General features: G+C 70.0%; 21 protein-coding genes. 11 read left to right on the forward strand and 10 right to left on the reverse strand.

Annotated features, from left to right (window positions below; genetic code table 11):
• Nucleotides 1–12 precede the first annotated feature (12 nt).
• A complete protein-coding gene (locus MED01_RS31475; protein ID WP_238672094.1) occupies nt 13–897 on the reverse strand; it encodes a S41 family peptidase in 885 nt (294 codons plus the stop codon).
• A 56-nt stretch (nt 898–953) separates the two neighbouring features.
• Nucleotides 954–1,619, reverse strand: coding sequence for a TetR/AcrR family transcriptional regulator (locus tag MED01_RS31480; RefSeq protein WP_238672095.1), 666 nt, complete (start codon nt 1,617–1,619; stop codon nt 954–956).
• Between the two features lie 102 nt (nt 1,620–1,721).
• Between MED01_RS31480 and MED01_RS31485 the strand changes: the two genes are divergently transcribed.
• The gene (locus tag MED01_RS31485) at nt 1,722–2,636 is read left to right on the forward strand and encodes an SDR family NAD(P)-dependent oxidoreductase (RefSeq protein WP_238672096.1); all 915 of its coding nucleotides are present in this window, start codon (nt 1,722–1,724) and stop codon (nt 2,634–2,636) included.
• Nucleotides 2,637–2,870: 234 nt separating this feature from the next.
• Here the strand turns inward: MED01_RS31485 and MED01_RS31490 are convergent, their stop codons facing one another.
• Nucleotides 2,871–3,557 (reverse strand): winged helix-turn-helix transcriptional regulator, encoded by a 687-nt coding sequence (locus tag MED01_RS31490; RefSeq protein ID WP_238672097.1) that lies wholly within the window; start codon nt 3,555–3,557, stop codon nt 2,871–2,873.
• Nucleotides 3,558–3,620: 63 nt separating this feature from the next.
• Between MED01_RS31490 and MED01_RS31495 the strand changes: the two genes are divergently transcribed.
• Both MED01_RS31495 and MED01_RS31500 read left to right on the forward strand, forming a co-directional pair.
• On the forward strand, nt 3,621–4,121 hold the full coding sequence (locus MED01_RS31495; RefSeq protein WP_238672098.1) for a pyridoxamine 5'-phosphate oxidase family protein: 501 nt from the start codon (nt 3,621–3,623) through the stop codon (nt 4,119–4,121).
• A gap of 58 nt (nt 4,122–4,179) precedes the next feature.
• Nucleotides 4,180–4,746, forward strand: coding sequence for a dihydrofolate reductase family protein (locus tag MED01_RS31500; protein ID WP_238672099.1), 567 nt, complete (start codon nt 4,180–4,182; stop codon nt 4,744–4,746).
• Between the two features lie 5 nt (nt 4,747–4,751).
• On the opposite strand, the gene MED01_RS31505 is transcribed toward MED01_RS31500, so the two are convergent.
• Nucleotides 4,752–5,471, reverse strand: a complete 720-nt coding sequence (locus MED01_RS31505) for a DsbA family oxidoreductase (protein WP_238672100.1) — start codon at nt 5,469–5,471, stop codon at nt 4,752–4,754.
• Between the two features lie 115 nt (nt 5,472–5,586).
• Between MED01_RS31505 and MED01_RS31510 the strand changes: the two genes are divergently transcribed.
• Nucleotides 5,587–6,018 (forward strand): winged helix-turn-helix transcriptional regulator, encoded by a 432-nt coding sequence (locus MED01_RS31510; protein WP_238672101.1) that lies wholly within the window; start codon nt 5,587–5,589, stop codon nt 6,016–6,018.
• 5 nt (nt 6,019–6,023) lie between these two features.
• Here MED01_RS31510 and bla read toward each other — a convergent pair whose 3' ends face one another.
• From bla to MED01_RS31525, 3 genes are all read right to left on the reverse strand, one after another.
• On the reverse strand, nt 6,024–6,920 hold the full coding sequence (bla, locus tag MED01_RS31515) for a class A beta-lactamase (RefSeq protein WP_238672188.1): 897 nt from the start codon (nt 6,918–6,920) through the stop codon (nt 6,024–6,026).
• Between the two features lie 56 nt (nt 6,921–6,976).
• Nucleotides 6,977–9,598: a rifamycin-inactivating phosphotransferase gene (gene rph / locus MED01_RS31520; protein WP_238672102.1), complete on the reverse strand. Its 2,622-nt coding sequence runs from the start codon at nt 9,596–9,598 to the stop codon at nt 6,977–6,979.
• 163 nt (nt 9,599–9,761) lie between these two features.
• The gene (locus MED01_RS31525; protein ID WP_238672103.1) at nt 9,762–10,463 is read right to left on the reverse strand and encodes a DUF4396 domain-containing protein; all 702 of its coding nucleotides are present in this window, start codon (nt 10,461–10,463) and stop codon (nt 9,762–9,764) included.
• Between the two features lie 175 nt (nt 10,464–10,638).
• Here MED01_RS31525 and MED01_RS31530 point away from each other — a divergent pair, with 175 nt between their 5' ends.
• The 5 genes from MED01_RS31530 to MED01_RS31550 all read left to right on the forward strand — a co-directional run bounded on the left by MED01_RS31530 (nt 10,639) and on the right by MED01_RS31550 (nt 13,460).
• Nucleotides 10,639–10,890, forward strand: coding sequence for a hypothetical protein (locus MED01_RS31530; RefSeq protein ID WP_238672104.1), 252 nt, complete (start codon nt 10,639–10,641; stop codon nt 10,888–10,890).
• A gap of 99 nt (nt 10,891–10,989) precedes the next feature.
• A complete protein-coding gene (locus tag MED01_RS31535; RefSeq protein ID WP_238672105.1) occupies nt 10,990–11,736 on the forward strand; it encodes an MBL fold metallo-hydrolase in 747 nt (248 codons plus the stop codon).
• 67 nt (nt 11,737–11,803) lie between these two features.
• Nucleotides 11,804–12,331 (forward strand): pyridoxamine 5'-phosphate oxidase family protein, encoded by a 528-nt coding sequence (locus MED01_RS31540; RefSeq protein ID WP_238672106.1) that lies wholly within the window; start codon nt 11,804–11,806, stop codon nt 12,329–12,331.
• Between the two features lie 20 nt (nt 12,332–12,351).
• Nucleotides 12,352–13,002 carry a TMEM175 family protein gene (locus MED01_RS31545; RefSeq protein WP_238672107.1) on the forward strand — a complete coding sequence of 217 codons (651 nt, stop codon included), beginning with the start codon at nt 12,352–12,354 and terminating at the stop codon, nt 13,000–13,002.
• Nucleotides 13,003–13,016: 14 nt separating this feature from the next.
• Nucleotides 13,017–13,460: a DUF5990 family protein gene (locus MED01_RS31550; protein ID WP_238672108.1), complete on the forward strand. Its 444-nt coding sequence runs from the start codon at nt 13,017–13,019 to the stop codon at nt 13,458–13,460.
• 12 nt (nt 13,461–13,472) lie between these two features.
• On the opposite strand, the gene MED01_RS31555 is transcribed toward MED01_RS31550, so the two are convergent.
• Nucleotides 13,473–14,564 carry a winged helix DNA-binding domain-containing protein gene (locus MED01_RS31555; protein ID WP_238672109.1) on the reverse strand — a complete coding sequence of 364 codons (1,092 nt, stop codon included), beginning with the start codon at nt 14,562–14,564 and terminating at the stop codon, nt 13,473–13,475.
• Between the two features lie 9 nt (nt 14,565–14,573).
• Nucleotides 14,574–15,761, reverse strand: a complete 1,188-nt coding sequence (locus MED01_RS31560) for a DUF418 domain-containing protein (protein ID WP_238672110.1) — start codon at nt 15,759–15,761, stop codon at nt 14,574–14,576.
• A gap of 187 nt (nt 15,762–15,948) precedes the next feature.
• Here MED01_RS31560 and MED01_RS31565 point away from each other — a divergent pair, with 187 nt between their 5' ends.
• Entirely contained in the window at nt 15,949–16,545 is a 597-nt protein-coding gene (locus tag MED01_RS31565) for a hypothetical protein (RefSeq protein ID WP_238672111.1), read from the forward strand.
• Between the two features lie 62 nt (nt 16,546–16,607).
• On the opposite strand, the gene MED01_RS31570 is transcribed toward MED01_RS31565, so the two are convergent.
• Complete coding sequence (locus tag MED01_RS31570) at nt 16,608–17,318, reverse strand: carbonic anhydrase (protein WP_238672112.1); 711 nt, start codon at nt 17,316–17,318, stop codon at nt 16,608–16,610.
• Nucleotides 17,319–17,446: 128 nt separating this feature from the next.
• Between MED01_RS31570 and MED01_RS31575 the strand changes: the two genes are divergently transcribed.
• Nucleotides 17,447–17,953: a hypothetical protein gene (locus MED01_RS31575; protein WP_238672113.1), complete on the forward strand. Its 507-nt coding sequence runs from the start codon at nt 17,447–17,449 to the stop codon at nt 17,951–17,953.
• Nucleotides 17,954–18,043 lie beyond the last annotated feature (90 nt).

Genomic DNA, 18,043 nt, shown 5'->3' on the forward strand with positions numbered 1-18,043 from the left:
CGACGCGCGTGCCTAGGTGCCGGAGAGGGCCTTGAGCGCCGTGTCGAGTGCCTGGTCCGCCGGGACGGGTACGTCGGGGACCACTCCGACGCCTTCCCAGTTGGTGCCGGTGACGCTGTTGATCGTCCGGGCGGTCGGCACTGTCACGAGGATGTGTGCGGTGACCGGGTGACGGGCCGTCGGATGCGCGCCGCCACGCGTCGTCTCACCGACGACCACGGCCCGGCCGTGCGCCTGAAGGGTGTACGCCACGTCCTCGCCCCCGGAGAACGTCATGGCGCTGGTGAGCACGTGGACCGGGCGGTCCGCGTAGCGGGGTGCGGGCAGGTGCGCGGTCGTCCAGAACTGGCGGGTGGCGCCGGTGGACCGCTCGTAGAAGTCGTTGAGGTGCACCTGGTCGTCGCGGAAGAAGTAGCTGCACCACATCGCGGCGCCCTCCGGTGTTCCGCCGGAGCAGGCGCGCAGGTCCAGGATGAGCGCGGAGCTGAGGGCGACCAGTTGCATGGCCGCGCCGATCGCGACGGCGCCTTCGTCGGCGTACGCGATGCGCCGCACGTCGATGAGCCCGACGTTGCCGTCCAGGTGCTCGACCCGGCGGATTCCCTGGTTCTCCGTCCTGAGGAGCGCGAGGAACGCGGCCCGTCCGCCGTCCTCGTCGGCGGGATCCAGCGACTGCGGCTGGTCCGACCACAGCAGCCGCAGATGTTTGTCCGGACACGCCTGCTGAAGGTGGGCGGTCACCGTCTCGCAGAGCGCCGGCCCGTCCAGGTCGTTGTACTCACCTGCCGCGAGACGACGGCGGATCGCGGCGTCGATGTCCGCGACCTTCTCGGGGAAGACGTACCCGGCCTCGATCCGGTCCAGGGCCTGTCCGATGATCTGTTCGTTTGAGAGCACGGCGGGCCACGGTAGACCCCGAACGGCCTCGTGACCACCGAGTTTCCCGCAACGAATCAGGGGCGCGGCAGCATGCCCACGAGCGACGTGATGATCGCGACCCGCAGGGCTGTCCGCAGGTCGACGTGATGGACGGCGAGCGCCGGTTCGGACTCGTAGACGGCGAGCAGGCTCGGCGGCGGCGAGGTGTAGGCGGACAGTGCGCCAGCCATCATCAGGGCGTTCAGGCAGAACAGCTCGGCGTTGTCGCCGAGCTCCGGCAGGTGCCGGAGGACGAGGTCGGCCATCACCGCGAGGTTGCCCAGTGCGGCCCGTTTGTGCCGGCGGACCGCCTCGACGGAGACGTTGTGTTCGAGCACCCCGCCCTGCGCACCGAAGAGATCACAGAGCACCGTGTGGGCGGCGAGCGAGCGGCTGAGCACGTCGGCCGTCTGCTCCGCCCGTTCCGTCGCGGGCCGGCTCAGGTCGACGCCGTGGGCCAACTCCTGGTCCAGCTCGGCCAGCCAGGTCGTCGTCCGGTCGTCCAGCAGGTCGAGCAGCACCGCCTCGCGGGACTCGAAATAGCGCAGCACCGCCGTCTTGGCCAGGCCGACCCGACGACTCAGCTCGTTGAGGGTCACCTCGGCCACCGGCATCTCGTCGAGCATCGCCGAGGTCGTCTCCAGGATCGCCCGGCGCCGGACCTCACGCTGCTCCTCGCTGCGCGCCCGCTGGAACGTCATGACGCCAACCCTAGCTTAGGTACCGGCGGTCCCTTGACAGAGTACCGGTGGTACATTACCGTTTCGAGCATAAGTTACCGGCGGTACATTGGGGAGCCTGAGATGAAGTGGACCGAGCAGCAGATTCCGCGCCAGGACGGCCGGGTGGCAGTGGTCACCGGCGCCAACACCGGGCTGGGCTTCGAGACCGCCCGGCGGCTCGCCGAGCGGGGGGCGTCGGTCGTGCTGGCCGTTCGTGACACAGCGAAGGGCAAGCTGGCCGCCGCCCGGATCAACGGCGACGTCTCCGTGCAGGAGTTGGATCTGACCTCGCTGGAATCGGTGCGCGCCGCCGCGGCCGACCTGCGCGCCACCCACCAGCGGATCGACCTGCTGATCAACAACGCCGGCGTGATGTACACACCGAAGCAGACCACCCGCGACGGCTTCGAGATGCAGTTCGGCACCAACCACCTGGGCCACTTCGCGTTCACCGGCCTGCTGCTCGACCTGCTGCTGCCCGTGCCCGGCTCCCGGGTGGTCACGGTGAGCAGCGCCGGCCACCGCATCCGCGCCGCCATCCACTTCGACGACCTTCAGTTCGAGCGTTCCTACGGCCGGGTCGCCGCCTACGGCCAGTCGAAGCTCGCCAATCTGATGTTCACCTACGAGTTGCAGCGCCGGCTCGCTCCGCACGGCACCACCGTCGCGGTGGCCGCGCACCCGGGCGTCTCCAACACCGAACTGGTCCGCAACGCCCCGGCGGTCGTCCGCGCGCCGATCACGTGGCTCGCCCCGGTGATCACCCAGCCCGCGACGGCGGGCGCGCTGCCCACCCTGCGGGCCGCCACCGACCCGTCAGTCCTCGGCGGGCAGTACTACGGCCCCGACGGCCTGGGTGAGGTGCGCGGCTACCCGAGGCTGGTCACCTCCAGCCCCGAGTCCTACGACGTGGGCGTGCAGCAACGCCTCTGGGCCGTCTCGGAAGACCTCACCGGCGTGCGGTTCCCGCTGGGTCGGGCAGCCGCGACGGCGTGACAGTGCCGCGTCCCGCTGTCAGCACGATCCACTCGGGTTCACGGAAGTCGGGGCGTCCCGCCGCCAAGGACGCCCCGATTTCACGAAACCCGAGTCGATCTCCGCCACCGCCGGGAGAACGGGACGGGTTGTCCAACCACGAGGGCCGTGGCGATCTCCGTCATCGTCAGGTGGTCGCCGGGAGTCAGCCCGCGCCGAGGGTGGCGTTCTCCGGAGGGGGCGGATCGCCGGTCGTCAGGGCGTGGCGGGCTGGGGTGCGGGGGTGAACGGCGCAAGGAGCAGATCGGTGAGGCGCCGCCTGGCATCCTCGTCACCGCTCATCCGCACCACGCCGGCATCAACCGCCGCCGCCATGGTGATCTCATGGCCACAGACGGCTCGAAGGGTGTCGATGTCGGTGCTGAGCGTCGCGTCGGGGTCGGTCGCCGTGCCGCGCCGGAGCCGCACCGTCTCGTTGGCGACGTCGGCGAGGTAGGTGTCGGCGTCGATGTGGAACGCGTAGCTGCCGGCGAGGTCCGAGGCGCGCGCCGGATCGAAGGCCGCCTTGATGCTGAGCAGCAGGGAGTCGACGCCGAGGGGGCCGTCGGGGAGTTGGGGGGACTGGCTTCCCCAGCGCCCGAACTGCAGCAGGATCGGCTCCAGGGCGCGGCCCCATTCGGTCAGCTCGTAGAGGTGTACGCGCGTCGGCGGGCCCAGGTCCCGCCGCCGGACGACGCCGTACTCGGTCAACTGGCGCAGTCGCTGGCTCAGCACGTTTGGGCTCACCCCGGGTAGGCCGCCGAGCAGATCGTTGAACCGCCTCGGGCCGAGCAGTAGGTCGCGTACCACCAGCAGCGCCCACCGCTCGCCGATGATGTCCAGTCCACGTGCGACACCGCACGGATCCCCATAGCTACGCATGCCGACCATGGCCATCAGCATACCCGGATCCTTTTTTAGGAGTGCCACTTGTTCTGTAGGAGTTGACCCCCTAGCGTGAGTGGCATGGACCTGCCGCCGCAAGGTGACGTGACGTTGCTGGACACCCCGTTGGCGCAGCGGTTGCTCGCCACGTCCCCGGTGGCGCGCCTCGCCTACACCAGCCGGGACGGAACGCCGCGGTTGATCCCGGTGAACTTCCTGTGGACCGGCGAGGAGTTGGTCGTCGGCGCGTTCGCCGGCACTTACAAGATCCGCGACCTGAGCGCCCGCCCCGACGTGGCGGTCTGCATCGACACCGCAGACGGTCTTCCGGAGGTGCTCATGCTGCGCGGGAAGGTCACAGTGGCCGAGGTCGAGGGCGTCCTGCCGGAGTACGCCACCATCCAGCGTGCGGGGATGGGCGACGAGACGGGCGACGCCTACCTGGCGGCGATAGATCAGCCGGGCCTGCGGATGGTCCGGATCGGCCTGCGCCCCACCTGGGTCGGAGTGATCGACTTCCAGCAGAGGTTCCCGGGCCGGACGCCGGAACCCGTCCGAGCCGCGCTCAGCGGCGGCCAGTAGTCGACACCGCCGAGGTCCCGGATCCCCGGGGCCCACCGCACCATGACGGAGGACGACGTTGCGCAAGATTGTCGTGTCGATGTGGACCACCCTCGACGGGTTCGTCGCCGGCCCCGACGACGAGATGGACTGGCTGCTGATCGACGACCATCTGCAAAAGTACGAGCGGGACCTGGTGGACAAGGCCGGAAGCCTCATGCTGGGCCGGGTCACGCACGCCGACTTCGCCGGACACTGGCCGCTGGTCGCCCAGGATCCCGACCAGCCCGACGACGTACGGGGTTATGCCCAGCGGCTCGACGCGCTGGAAAAGATCGTCGTCTCCGCCTCGGGCGACACCGCGACCTGGGGTGACAGCCGCCGGCTCACTCACATCGAACCCGACGAGATCGCCCAGCTGAAGCGTGATCCCGGCGGCGACATCGTGGTCTACGGCAGCCTCACGCTGATCCGGTCCCTTGCCAACCTGCGGCTCATCGACGAGTTCCACCTCCTGGTGCATCCCCTGTACCTGCGCCGGGGCAAGGCGCTGTTCGACGGTGATCAACCCCCGGCACGACTGGAGTTGGTCTCCGCCGAACCCTTCGCCTCCGGGGTCGTCCTCCTGAAGTACCACCCCGCCTGACGAGTTCAGGCGGTGCGGTCGGGTAGCGCGCAGCCATCCGGGGCGCACATGCCCTCGGCGACACCGACCACCGGCAGTGGCTGCGGCGTCGGGTGGCTCTCGGCCCACGCCTTGTCGATGACCGCGAGCAGGTCGTCGAGGCCGATCGCCCCGGGCACGGCGAAGCGGCCGTCGAAGACGAGGAACGGCGCGCCGCGGGCCCCGAGTCGCTCTGCCTCGCGCTGGTCGGCCGCCACCCGGGCCCGGTAGCGGCGGCTTCGCAGGGCGTCGGCGGCCCCGGCGCTGTCCAGACCCACCTCGGCGGCGAAGTCGAGGACCTCCTCAGCGGTCCACAGCTTGCGGGCCTGCCCGAAGTGCGCGCGGAACATCGCCGTCCAGATCTGCGTGCCGCGACCCTGGTCGGACGCGTACGCGAGCAGTTCGTGGGCGAGATCCGTCGGCCCGAGCGTGCGGTCCACCGCGTGGTAGGGCGTCAAACCCTCCGCCTCGGCCGCCCGCTCGATCGGCCGCAGAACCCTGTCGACTGTCGTCGCGGGAGCCCCCGCCATCGTGATCAGCTCCCGTTGACTGACACCCGCGCGGGGCAGGTCGGGATGCAGCTGGAACGACCTGTGGATCACCTGGATTTGGTCGCCGTACGAAAGCCGGTCCACTGCCCGGTGGAGCCGGTGGTCCATCAGCCCGCAGTACGGGCAGACGATGTCCGACCAGAACTCGATCTTCATGGTGCCCCTCACTGATTCTCACTTCTTGTTCGTAGCGCCATGATGCATCAGAATTGGAGGGCCACAAAAGGTACATTCATGTGCGTAGCGCGGACTGCGCGGAGGGGCGGCGGGGATGAGCGCAGGAGAACTTCGGCGCAGGCGCACCAACGTCCGGGGGAACGTTCGGGCCGCTCCGGGGCCCTGCGCCCACTGGAACGACGAGGACGCCGACTTCATCCGGGAGGTCCTGGACCTCGTCGGCGACAAATGGAGCGTGCTGATCATCGGCACGCTCGCCGACGGCCCCGTCCGTTACTCGGACCTGGGCGACGCGATCCCCGGCATCTCCCAGCGCATGCTCACGCTGACCCTGAAACACCTCCAGCGCACCGGCCTCATCACCAGGACGTCGTACCCGGAGGTGCCACCCCGCGTCGAATACGCCCTCACCGAGCTGGGCAGGTCACTGCTCTCCACCGTTCTGGCCCTGGCGGCCTGGTCCGCCGACCACCACGCCGAGATCCGCCGCCACCAATCGGCCTACGACAGCCGCGCCGCGACCTGACGGACTCATGCTCGCAGGTGGGCGACGACCACCCGGGTGGCCTGGGCGATGAGGCTGTCGTCCGGGCTGGCGTCCTTCCTGTCGCGGCTGGACAGCACGGCGAGCACGATCGGGGCCCGGTCGGGCGGCCAGATCACCGCGATGTCGTTGCGGGTGCCGTACCCACCGGTCCCGGTCTTGTCCCCGACCACCCAGCCGGCCGGCACCCCGGCGCGGACCAGCGCCGCGCCGGTGGTGTTGCCCCGCAGCCAGCCGATCAGCACGTCGCGGTCCGCCGGTTCCAGGGCAACCCCCACCGTGTACGCCCGGAGGTCGCCGGCCAGGGCCCGCGCGGTGCTGGTGTCCCGCCTGTCGCCAGGTGTTCCCTCGTTCAGCGCTGTCTCGTAGCGGGCCGCGTCGGTGACAGTGTCGCCCAGCGCGCGCAGCTTCGACTCGAACCCCGCCGGCCCGCCGAGGTGGCGCAGCAGCAGGTTGCCGGCCGTGTTGTCGCTGTAGCGCACTGCGGCGTCGGCGAGGGCCCGCAGGCTCATGCCCTCGCCGACGTGCTTCTCGGTGATGGGGGAGTGCGCCACCAGGTCCCGCGCCGAGTACCGCACCACCCGATCCAGCTGGGCGTCTGTGGTGCCGTCGAGCACCTCGGCGGCAGCGAGGGCCTTCCACGTCGAGGCGTACGCGAACCGCTCGTCGGCGCGGTACTCCACAGTGCGGCCGGCGCCCGTGTCGACGGCGTAGATCCCCAGCCGCGCCCCGAACTGCTCCTCCAGCCGGCGGAACTCCTGATCGGCGGCCGGCGACGGGGCGAGCGTCACCTGCGGGCTCGGCGTCGTCACCGCCTCGGTGGCGTCGCCGCCGCCGCTGCTGCACCCCGCCACCGACACCAGTGTCGACGCCGTGGCCATCATGATCGCCAGCCGTCGGACCGAAACCGCCACTGTCGTTCCTCCTGAGGTGCCGTCGGTCAGGAAAGGATCTCCACGTACCCGTCGCTGCCGTGCACGCGGATCCGCTGCCCGTCGCGGATCAGCCGGGTCGCGTCGAGCACGCTGACGACGGCCGGCAGGCCATACTCCCTCGCGATCACCGCGCCGTGCGTCATCAACCCGCCGACCTCTGTCACCAGGCCGGCGATGCCGACGAACAGCGGCGTCCAGCTCGGGTCAGTGTGGGCGGTGACGAGGATGTCACCCGCTTCGAGGTCGGCCTGTGCCATGTCCAGGATGACGCGGGCGCGTCCTTCGACAGTCCCGGCGGACACCGGCATCCCGGCCAGGGCGCCGGCCGGCAGGTCGTCGCGTCGGTACGCCCCGGTGATCGCCTCGCCGTCGGAGGTCAGCACCCGGGGCGGGGTGAGCGCCTGGTACGACAGGAACTCCTCCCGACGCCGCCGGATCAGCTCGTCATCCACCCGGTGCGTGCGCACCACCTCGTGGAACTCCTGGAACGTGAGGTAGAAGACGTCTTCGGTCTCGGCGAGCACGCCGGCGCGTACCAGGCGCTCGGCCTCTGCCAGCAGGGCCTGCTTGTAGATGAAGTAGCGGCTGATGATGTCGTACTTCGGGTACTCCCGGTAGCCGATGAAGGCCCGCACCCGGTCGATCATCCGCGCGGTCTCGTCGGCCTTCTGTTGCCCGTCCGGCAGCGCCCGCAGGCGCGTCAACACCTCCTGCGCCTGCTGCCGTGCCCGCTGCTGGCCCTGCTCGAAGCGCCGCCGGGCCGCGCCCGGCTCGAAGAGCTTGACGTTGTCCAGCAGCACCGGCACCAGCGTGCTGGGGCGTTCGCTCCACCGCGGCCTGGTGATGTCGATCTCGCCGACGCAGCGCATGCCGTACCGGTCGAGGTACGCCTTGATGGCGGCGCGCGCCTCGGCCCCGCCCGCGACCTTCGGCAGCTCGTCGAGGAAGTCGTCGTGCGCGACGTCCTGGAGGAATGCCACCACCTCCGGGTAGGGGCGGATCACGTCGGCGACGTCGAGCAGCGCCAGCCCCATCTCCGACGTGACGTTGCCGGGCGCGGAGAGGGTGAGGGTGTCGGCGGCGTTCTTCTCACCCAGCCACTCGTGCAGCCGGTCGTTGAGCCACCAGGTGGCCTCCATGCCGGCCATGATCGCCTGCATGTTCAGCGGATCGCCGAGGACCCGCTTGTGCTCCTTGAACGCCTCCAGCAGGAAGTCGAACAGCGCCGTACCGGTCACCGTCGCGATGTCGCGTCGCAGGGCGGCTATGGATGCCCTGCTGCGCTCGATCAGCTCGGTGACGATCGCCGGGTCGGTTTCGATCGAGGTGGACGCGCCGCCGGTCGTCAGCCTGGCGGGACCGCCCCCGTCCGGAAGCGTCGGAATGAAGTCGGGGCGGTCGAGGAGCGTCTGCAACGCGTCGCGCATCAGGGGATCGGACTTCCCGACCATCTCCAGGAAGCCGGCGCGGCTCGTGGGCGAGGCCAGCAGCCGGGTGGCGTCGACGAACAACCTCCCGCCGGCCTCCAGCATCACGGCGATGGCCGTCAACTGCCACATCGAGAGACCCAGCGGCCGCATGGCGTCGGTCATCATCTGCTGGTGACCGACCGAGAGGTAGACGTGGTTCTCCTGGTCGTCGGCCGCCGGGATGGGGAACAGGGTGGTGATCGGCCGGCTCTGCACGATCTGGAAGTCGTCGTCCACCAGGCACCACTCGATGTCCTGCGGGCGGCCGAAGTGCGCCTCGATCCGTCGCCCGAGCTGCACCAGCCGTAGGACCTGCGCCTGCGTCAGCGCCGGCTGCTCCTGCCGCTGCGCCTCGATCGCCACCTCCCGCGTTCCGCCGCCGGGCAGCGCGGTGACGGCGCGCTGCTTGGCGGCGACAGTGCCGGCGACGACCTCGCCGTCGCGCACCGTGAAGACGTCCGGGTTCACCAGGCCGGACACCAGGGCCTCGCCGAGGCCGAAGCTGGCGTCCACCGTCGCGACAGTCCGGTTGCCAGTCACCGGGTCCGCCGTGAACAGGATGCCTGCGGCATCCGAAAAAACCATCTGCTGTACGACGACAGCCATCTGAACCGTGCGGTGGTCGATGCCGTTGCGAAGGCGGTAGATGACGGCCCGCTCGGTGAACAGTGACGCCCAGCACCGGCTGACGTGCCGCAGGATCGCCTCCGGCCCCACCACGTTCAGGTAGGTGTCCTGCTGGCCGGCGAAGGACGCCGTGGGCGTGTCCTCCGCCGTCGCGCTGGACCGCACGGCGTAGGCGGCCTGCTCGCCGAACCGGTCGAGCGCGCCGGTGATCGCGGCGGCCAGGTCGCCCGGAATCGGGGTCTCCTCGACGCTGCGGCGGATCTCCGCGCTGAGCGTGCGAATCGCCTCCCGCTCGTCCGCGCTCAGGCGCGACAACTGATCGAGTCGATCGTCCATCGACGGCGTCTGCGCCATGATCCGCCGGAAGGCGGCAGTCGTGACGCAGAACCCCGCCGGCACCCGGATGCCGTCGATCCGCGACAGCGCGCCCAGGTGCGCGGCCTTGCCGCCGACGACCGACACCTGCGTCTCGTCGACCTCTCGAAGATCCAACAGTGGTGCCTGGCCGGCGCGGTCCTCGTCCCTCGACAACACACCCACGTCTCGCCCCCGTTACCTCGTTTGTGCTGGTCCGGCCGCCGATTCTGCGCCACGACCGGGGTCTTGCGGCAAGCCCCCAGGTGCGGTATACGTTAGAAGTGGCAGGGAGAGTGATCTCCTTGCCGCTTGTTTTTGTCGGGCGGCCGGGCCCTGCTCAGTCGTAGGGGAGTCGGCGCGGCTCGAATCTCAGCCCTCGGCCGAGCTGCCAGGAGGCGGTGGGCCAGGCCGCGAGGAAGCCAGCTATCAGCCCGAGCTGACCGGCGAACCAGAACGTCGGGCTGTCGGGTCGCAGGTGCGGCTCCGAAAAGACCACCCGATGCGCGAGGGTCAGCCACACGAACAACGCCACCTCGAACACGGTGATGGTCAGCAGCTCGATCCTGCCGACGCTCGACAGTGCGTGCCAGACCTTCGTCAGGCTGCGACCCGGCCCGGCGAAGTACCGGAAGAGAACGGCGATCGTCACCGCCATCAGATAGTCGCCCGCGTAGCCGACCCACAGCGGGTCCTCGGCCGGGTCGAATCTCACGGCGTACAGGGCGACCTCGGCGACGATGAACCCGAGAGCGCAGTGCGCGCCGCAGCGGGACACGTGGGTGACGACGATGCCCCGGCGCGGCCGTCGCGGTTGACCCTCCTGCCGCCGTTGAGAGAACGCCTCGGGCCTGCCCCAGTTCCAGTAGAGGCGGACGGCGGCAGGGCCGATGTAGAGGACGGTCACCAGCCAGACGATCTCCATGACCCGGACCGGCTGCCGGTGCCCGCGGAGATAGGTGTCGGCGATGACGACCGCGAAGCTGACGACGCCGAACGCGAGCGAAGCCCACGAGAGCGCTACGAGCCAGGTTGGTTGCATCCCCGCCCCTTCCGCCAGCCGGGCGAGTCTTTCACGGCGTACTCGTTCGGATCGGCCGATCGGGCGTTCCCGCGCGCCGACGCGGACGGATTCACCCTCCCCGGCCTCGGTTGGACGGTGGAGTGGCGTCCTGGCGACAGCCATCGGTGTCGGGTTCGGCGTCTTCGGTTGGCCAGTGGTCGGCCGCTCGCGCCGTGACGCGAGTCGGCTGGCCGCCGCCGGTGTCGCCGCGACGGCGGAGATTGTCGCGGTGGCGAACCACCTGGGCGGAGAGAATCCCGAGCTGGAACTCCACCTGCGCATCAGCGGGCCGGGGTTCGCCACCTTCGAGGCGGACACGATCCGTGCGACCGACCCAGCCCTCGTTCCCGGCGCGGTGCTGGCCGCCGTCGTGGACCCCGCCGACCGTCTCTTCGCGATCATTTAGCTTCTTCTTGCACCCGCCGGATTCCATCTCGATCGCGACAGGCGCGAACCGTGATTCGCGGGGTCGAAGCGGCATCGCTGCGCTGGCAGACTCTCGGGCATGGTCGACTGGTATGCCCGGGTCGAAGTGGACGGCGACGTCGTCCGGATCTCGGAACCGCACGTCAACGAGCTGCTGTCGGCGAACTTCTGGTGGTTGCGGGGCACCGATCGGGACATCGTGATCGACGCCGGGCTCGGTGTCGTCGCGCTGCGGCAGGCGATTCCGGGCCTGTTCGAGCGTGATCCGATTGTCGTGCTCACCCACGCGCACCTGGATCACGTCGGTGCGGCGGCGGAGTTCGGTGACCGGGCCGCCCACCCTGCCGAGGCGGGGATCCTCGCGGCGGGCGTACCGGCGAGCCTGTACGGCGCGGAACTCTTCGAGAAGCTGGGGATCGACGCCGCGAGGGAAGCCGTCCCGGAGCTCATGATCGATGTTCTGCCCGATCCCGGGTACGACCCGGCTGCCTATCGCGTCGCACCGATGACCCTGCACCGCCTGCTCGACGACGGCGACCGCATCGACCTGGGCGGGCGGGTGCTGACGGTGCTGCATCTTCCGGGCCATACGCCCGGGAGCATCGCCCTGCTGGAGGAACGCACCGGGACCCTGTACTCCGGCGACGTCGTCTACGAGGGTGCCCTGATCGACGATCTGCCGAACTCCGACGTGGCAGCGTACCGGCGGAGCATGGAGTTCCTCGTCGACCTCGACGTGTCCGTCGTCCATCCCGGTCACGGGGAGAGCTTCGACAGGACACGCCTTCGTCAGTTGGCGGAGACCTACCTGCGCAGGACGGCGTAGAGCACGCCCTGCCGATCTTGACGGCGGGTTACGCGGTTAGGGTGTTCGCCATGATCGAGGACGTTGTATGCCGCTGACGAATCCGTGGCTGTCGGAGCCCACGCCGCCGAAGCGGCTCGATCGCGAACGGCTCGAAGAACGCCTTCTCAACCTGTTGTCGTCGCAGAACATGTGTGTGCTCGCGACCACGGGTCCGGACGGACCGCTGGCCACGCCGGTGCGGTACTACCCGCTCGGCTTCGCGGTGCTCTTCACCGCCGCGCCACGATCGCCAAAGATCCGCAACATTGCCGCCGACCCGCGCGTGTCAATCGGCATCTTCGCGCCGCTGGTCGGACTGGCCAGCAGCCGTGGTGCCCAACTGTTCGGGACGGCAAGGGTGCTTGCTCCGGAGCATCCGGACCGCGCGCACTACTGGGCGGCGGTTCGGTGGGAGAACGAGCACGCCGAGCGGGGGCGGGCGCTGTCCGAGCCGCCCGAGGACACCCTCGTGGTCGTCGAGGCGGAGCGGATCGTCTACACCGAGCACTGGCTGCGACGTGAGGGTTTCGCGCCACGCCAGTTCTGGCGTCGCTCCACCAGTGACGAAAGCTGATCTACTGCATAATTCGGTACGTGCCTCCCAAAGGGGAAACTTCACGGCTGACCCGTAACCCGGGCCGCTTGCTGGCCTTCAGCGACGGTGTCTTCGCGATCGCCGTGACGCTGCTGGTGCTGGAGATCCAACCGCCCCACGACTTCGAGCGCCTCGCCCGGGGGCTCGGTGCGCTGTGGCCGTCGTACCTGGCGTACACGCTGAGCTTCCTGCTCATCGGGCAGGTGTGGGTGAATCACCACGTCATGTTCGATCGCGTCCGGCACGTCGACCGAGGGGTCCTGTTCCTCAACACGTTGCTCCTGATGGTCATCGCGTTCCTGCCGTTCTCCACGTCACTGCTCGCCGAAGCGTTGCGCGCGGAGCAGGGGCTGCGCGCGTCGGTCGTCGTCTACGGCGGCACACTGTGGACGGCGGCGGCCCTCTTCAACATCGTGTGGGCGTACCTGCGCCGCGCCAAACTGCTGGACCCGGGCCTCGGGCCGTTCGGCGCGCGGGCCATCGGTCGCCGGTTCGCGCTCGCGCTGCTCTGGATCGGCTCCGGCATCCTCGTCGGCGCGTTCGTGCCGATCGCCGGTGTGGCCATCATCGCCGGGTTCCTGCCCGCCTACTACCTGCCCATCCGCGGCGAGTACGGCGAGGACGACACCGCCGAGCAACCGGCCGACTAACTAGAGTCGGTGGCATGCGGATCAGGATCGACGGCAGCGATCTCCCAGGTCAGCGCCCCGGTGTGGAGGCCGACGCGCTGCGGGTGGGAAACGTGCACGTCGGCGTTCAACGCAAGGCCGAGGTCGTCGATCAGGTGCCGGCCGACGCGGCAAGCGCCACCTGGTCCTTCGAGGTGTCCAGCCGTGAGATCGACGGAGCACTCGACGTCGGTGGCCCCTGGGTGCACGGCCGCCCCGGGGCGCGGTTTCTCTATCTGAGCTGGGGCGCGGTGACCCAGGACGGCTTCGCCATGTTCCGACGAGCGAAACTGATGTTCACCGACGTGCCGACCGAGCTGCTGCGCGCCGCCCACGAGGGCGACGGGACGCTGGTCGGCCGGGTCGGGTTGACCGATGCCGCCGGTGGGCCCATCTGCGCTCGGGTGCGCCCGCCCGCCGTCGCGTGGGCGGTGCAGTGAGCGTCCTCGAAACTAGCTGCCGAAGTCGACGCCGCTGAGGGAGACGGAGCGGTACGCGGCGAGGTGCTCGGCCTGCGCGGTGATGGCTTTACGCGTCGCGTCCGACAGTCGGTGCCACGGTTCGACGGCGACAGTGAACGTCCCGCCGGACTTGCGGGGCCGCCAGGTGCCGACCAGCTCGCCGTCGACCAGGACAGCGCCGGGGCGACCCAACACCGGCCACAGCTCCTTGACGTGGGCGGCGTCCGGCACCAACGTTGCCCGGTCCTTGGCCTGCAGGAACAGATCGAACGGGCCGAGCAGTCGGGTGCCCCTGCCGTCGGCCGACTCCAGCGCCTCCTCGTCGGCGGCCAGCAGCGAGCGCACCTCGCGGTCGACCGTCACCTCGATCACGTCGTCGGGCCAGCGCGCCTTCACGTCCTTCACCGCGGCGTCGAGGTAGTCGGCGACCTGTTTCGGGGTGGCCGGACCGAGCAGGCGAAGATACCCGCGGATGAGGTCGAAGCGGTCACCCGCGACGGCTGCCTTCCTGAACCCGGTGATGCGCCGCAGGACCGGGGGTGAGGTGTCGAGCTGCAACTCCAACCCGGCCCGCACGGCGGCGAGCCGGAACGGCATCTCGAAGAGGTGCGTGGCGTCGCACGGCCGGCAGAACCGCAGATACGGTTCGGGCAGCATGGTGGCCAGGCGGCCGGACACGTCCCCCTTGACCGTCGGCGCCCTGACGATGGCCCGCATCCGGTCGGCGATCTCGTCCAGGGCCGCGAGAGTGTCGATGCCAGCGGCCTTCAACGGTTTCGCGGCATCGTAGATGCGCTTGCCCGCGTCGACTTCGGAGAAGGGTTCGACAGCGGCCGCCACCTTCGCAACGTCGGCCCGGCGGTAGAGGTGGGGAGCGCCCCGCACCGTCCACAGCAGGACCAGATCGGCGTCGGACAACGCTGTCACGTCGACCCCGCGTACTGCCAGCGCCCAGCGCGCGCCGTCCGGACCGGTGTTCTGCACCCCGAGGTCCAGGACGGCGGTGTCGGCGAGTGTGCCCTCGTCCCGGTCCAGCTGCTGGGCCCGGACCCGGAAGTTCATCACCTGGCGCCGATCGACCATGTCAGCACCCTAGTTGGGGCGGCGCGCCCGGTGGGTCCAGGCGCGCAGCGCCCATTCAACGGGGCCGTACCGGAACCGTCGCAGCCACCACGAGCTGACCACCAGCTGCACCGCGAAGATCACCAGTGCGATCAGCAGTGTCTGTGCCGGCGAGGTACGGCCGACCAGGCCCCACCCGACACCGGTGAAGACGAGCACACACACGAGCGACTGGGCCAGGTAGTTCGTCAGGGCCATCCGCCCAGCCGGCGCGAACGCGTCCGCGAGGCGCGGCCGCCGGGTGAACAGGCGCAGCAGGGTCGCGGCATAGGCGGCGGCCAGGAACGGCGCGGTGACGATGCTGACCATCAGTCCGGTCAGGTTCGCCGTGGCACCACCGACTGCGAACACGACGGCGCCGGCCAGACCGACCGGGTACCCCACCCGTTCGCATCGGCGCAGCAGGTCCTGGTGGGCGGGCACTGTGGCGAGCAGCTTGTGCTTGCCGGCGGCGAGGCCGACGAGGAACGCCGCGAACGCCAGCGGCCCCTGCACGGCGAGACCACCGATCATCGCCGGCATCGACCGCAGGTGCTCCAGGACGACATCGCCGAGGCCGCCGCCCAGCGCCAGCGTCGAACGCGCACCGGCACTGAGTGCGGCGGCCTCGTCCGGAACCAGCGTGGCGCCGAGGACCGCGGCGATCCCGACCACGACGGCGATGCCGCCGATGATGGACGCCGCCACGACGAGCGCGGTGCGGGGCTCGATCCGCCGGACCGCGAGCAGCACGAGACCGAGCAGCGCGTACGTGGTGAGGATGTCGCCGTGGAACAGCAGCACCGCGTGCAGCACACCGAGCACGAACAGCCCGGAGAGCCGGCGCAGGAACGCCGGGCGGAACGCCACTTCGCGCCGAGCAGCGGAGTCGAGTTGCAGGGTGAAGCTGTAGCCGAACAGAAAGGCGAACAGCAGGTACGCCTTCATCGCGAACAACAGCTCCACCGCGCCGACGATCAGCAGGTCGACGGGGCCGTGCGCCGGATCGTCCACCAGGTGGAAGTCGTAGCCGGAGCTGAAGAACGCGATGTTCACCAGCAGGATGAGCAGCAGCGCGCTTCCGCGCAGTGCGTCCACGACTGCGATGCGGGCGAGGGTGTCCCCGGGCGAGGGCTGTCGGTGGCCGTCGCCGGGTCGGTCGAGCCCTGTCACATTCATGGTGTCCAGCCTCCGGAGCGCGGCCCGCTGGCGTGAAGTGTTTCCGTCACACGGACCGTCGTGACGAAAAGACGCCATCCCCGCGGCGGGGGAGGCGATGTCCCTCCGCGCGGCGATCCGCTCGCCTCGCCGTTCGGCGACGGTGATCTCGGATGTGTCAACGCCCACCGCTGATGGAGACGACGCCGTGACTCGAACACCACACCCGAACGCCGTGCCCGCCCCGCCGCCGCCCTGGGCCCGCCGAGCCGGGCACGTGGCCTGGATCGCCCCCGTGCTGGGGTTCATCCCGCTGCACGTGCCGTGGATTCTCGGCATTCCGCTGTTCGCCAATCCCGACCCGTTCCGCGAGTGGTACCACGGTCGCGGACCCGGGGTCGGGGATCACCCCGTCAACGGCTTCCTGGGCCTGCCGGCCGGCGCGTTCTACCTGGGCCTCCTGTGCGTCCTCGCCGGGCTCGGCGGCGTTCTGGCGCTGGGGCTCATTCAGGACTGGGGCCTGGTCTTCCCCCGGTGGGTGCCGTGGCTGCGCGGACGTCGGGTGCCACAGTGGATGCCGCTGACGCCGACGGTGCTGGGATCCGCCGTGATGATCGGGTACTCGGCGACTCTGCCCTGGCAGTTCGCGGCAGACCTGGGGGAGTCCAGCGCGGACGACATCTTCACCCCGACCGGCGTCCTGATCGGTCTCCCGCTCCTGCTGGCCTGGGCGGTCGCGTTGCCGCTGGCCGGTTGGTCCTACTACCGCCGTACCCGTCGGCCGCGACGCGAGCGGCGGCGCTGATCGGCGGCAGTGGATGACCGGCCAGCGTCGCCGTCCGGGTGGCCCAGCATCGGGTGACGGCCTCAGGCCACCAGGGAAACCCGCCCGTTGTCCAGGTCGTAGCGGGCGCCCACCACCCGCAGCGCACCCTCGTGCACCTTCTCGGCGATGATCGTGCTGCGTGCGCTGAGCGCCCGCACCTGGGCGGCGATGTTGGCCCGGACCCCGTTCTCCACGGGGTCGCCGGGCTGCTCCAGCACCGGCTCGACGACCGGGCGCAGGGCATCCACGATGGTGCCGATGTGCCCAGGCGCCGTACCGCCGGTGTGGATGGCATCGATGGTGGCGGTGATCGCGCCGCAGCGCTCGTGGCCGAGGACGACGATCAGCAGGCTGCCGAACTCCTCCACCGCGAACTCGACGCTGCCGAGCAGCAGGTCATCGACGATGTTGCCGGCCACCCGGTTGTCGAACAGGTCACCCAACCCCTGGTCGAAGAGCACCTCGGGAGCCACCCGGGAATCCGCGCAGCCGACCGTGATGGCGAACGGGTGCTGGCCGGAGGCGAGCCGGTGCAGGTCGGTCAGGCCCTGGTGCGGGTGCCGGCCGTGGCCGGAGGTGAACCGTCGATTGCCGGCCTGTAGCCGACGCAGCGCCTCGGTCGGCGTGTCGACGGGGTTGTCGGCTGGGGCAGCGGAGCCTGCGGACGGGCTGGCTAGGGCCCCGCCGAGCGCCACGGCGGCGGCGCCACCGGCGGTCAGCAGCGAACGGCGGGACAGGTAGGAACGTGCCACGATCATCTCCCTGAAGTGAGGCAACATGCCTCTTCCTACCAACACACGGTCCACATAGGTGGCCGCTGTTCCAGCGATCGGTGGCGCGCAATTGATCATCGTTTGAACATCGGCTATCGTCCGCGTCCGTGAAATCTTCCCGTCTTGCCTCCGCCATGTTGATCCTTGCCGTTTCGACGTCCCTCGCCGCCTGCGGTGACGGTGACAAGGCGACGACCGCCGCACCCACCGCGTCCGCACCGACGTCCGCCGCCCCATCCGCCGTAGCCACCTCCGCTGCCGCCACGCCGGCCTCGCCACAGGCCGCCGGCGCGGCGACCGACAAGCAGCTCTGCGAGGCGGTGAAGAAGGCCAGCGACGAGATGAGGACCGAGATGGTCAAGGTCGCCACGACTGGCGACGCGTCGGCGGCGGACTTCAAGAAGATCCTGGCTGGGCTGGAGCAGAAGGTGACCACCGTCGCCTCGACCGGAGACGGTAAGGTGGCCGACGCCCTGCGGACGTTCGCCGCCGAGGCGGCCAAGGCAGCGGCCGCGGCGGACCCGGCGACCGCCGCCGACAACCCGGTCTTCGAGAAGGCCGGCAAGGAGATCAGCACCGCGTGCAAGACCCACGGCGTCAGCATGGTTCTCTGACCGTCGCGGCCCGATCAGGTCGGGTGTGATGACGGACGGCCCCCACGCCTGAGCATGGGGGCCGTCCGTTTTAGTAAAGAATTGCGGCTG

The organism is Micromonospora alfalfae, from assembly GCF_022230925.1.
GTDB classification, from domain to species: domain Bacteria; phylum Actinomycetota; class Actinomycetes; order Mycobacteriales; family Micromonosporaceae; genus Micromonospora; species Micromonospora alfalfae.

Bases quoted from the DNA above. Each gene is read 5' to 3' on its own strand.
- MED01_RS31490 (WP_238672097.1), bottom strand. From the start codon at position 3,557: ATGCTGATGGCCATGGTCGGCATGCGTAGCTATGGGGATCCGTGCGGT.
- MED01_RS31525 (WP_238672103.1), bottom strand. From the start codon at position 10,463: ATGCAACCAACCTGGCTCGTAGCGCTCTCGTGGGCTTCGCTCGCGTTC.
- MED01_RS31495 (WP_238672098.1), top strand. From the start codon at position 3,621: ATGGACCTGCCGCCGCAAGGTGACGTGACGTTGCTGGACACCCCGTTG.
- MED01_RS31535 (WP_238672105.1), top strand. From the start codon at position 10,990: ATGGTCGACTGGTATGCCCGGGTCGAAGTGGACGGCGACGTCGTCCGG.
- MED01_RS31485 (WP_238672096.1), top strand. From the start codon at position 1,722: ATGAAGTGGACCGAGCAGCAGATTCCGCGCCAGGACGGCCGGGTGGCA.
- MED01_RS31540 (WP_238672106.1), top strand. From the start codon at position 11,804: ATGCCGCTGACGAATCCGTGGCTGTCGGAGCCCACGCCGCCGAAGCGG.
- MED01_RS31550 (WP_238672108.1), top strand. From the start codon at position 13,017: ATGCGGATCAGGATCGACGGCAGCGATCTCCCAGGTCAGCGCCCCGGT.
- MED01_RS31555 (WP_238672109.1), bottom strand. From the start codon at position 14,564: ATGGTCGATCGGCGCCAGGTGATGAACTTCCGGGTCCGGGCCCAGCAG.
- MED01_RS31560 (WP_238672110.1), bottom strand. From the start codon at position 15,761: ATGAATGTGACAGGGCTCGACCGACCCGGCGACGGCCACCGACAGCCC.
- bla (WP_238672188.1), bottom strand. From the start codon at position 6,920: ATGATGGCCACGGCGTCGACACTGGTGTCGGTGGCGGGGTGCAGCAGC.
- MED01_RS31480 (WP_238672095.1), bottom strand. From the start codon at position 1,619: ATGACGTTCCAGCGGGCGCGCAGCGAGGAGCAGCGTGAGGTCCGGCGC.
- MED01_RS31505 (WP_238672100.1), bottom strand. From the start codon at position 5,471: ATGAAGATCGAGTTCTGGTCGGACATCGTCTGCCCGTACTGCGGGCTG.
- MED01_RS31510 (WP_238672101.1), top strand. From the start codon at position 5,587: ATGAGCGCAGGAGAACTTCGGCGCAGGCGCACCAACGTCCGGGGGAAC.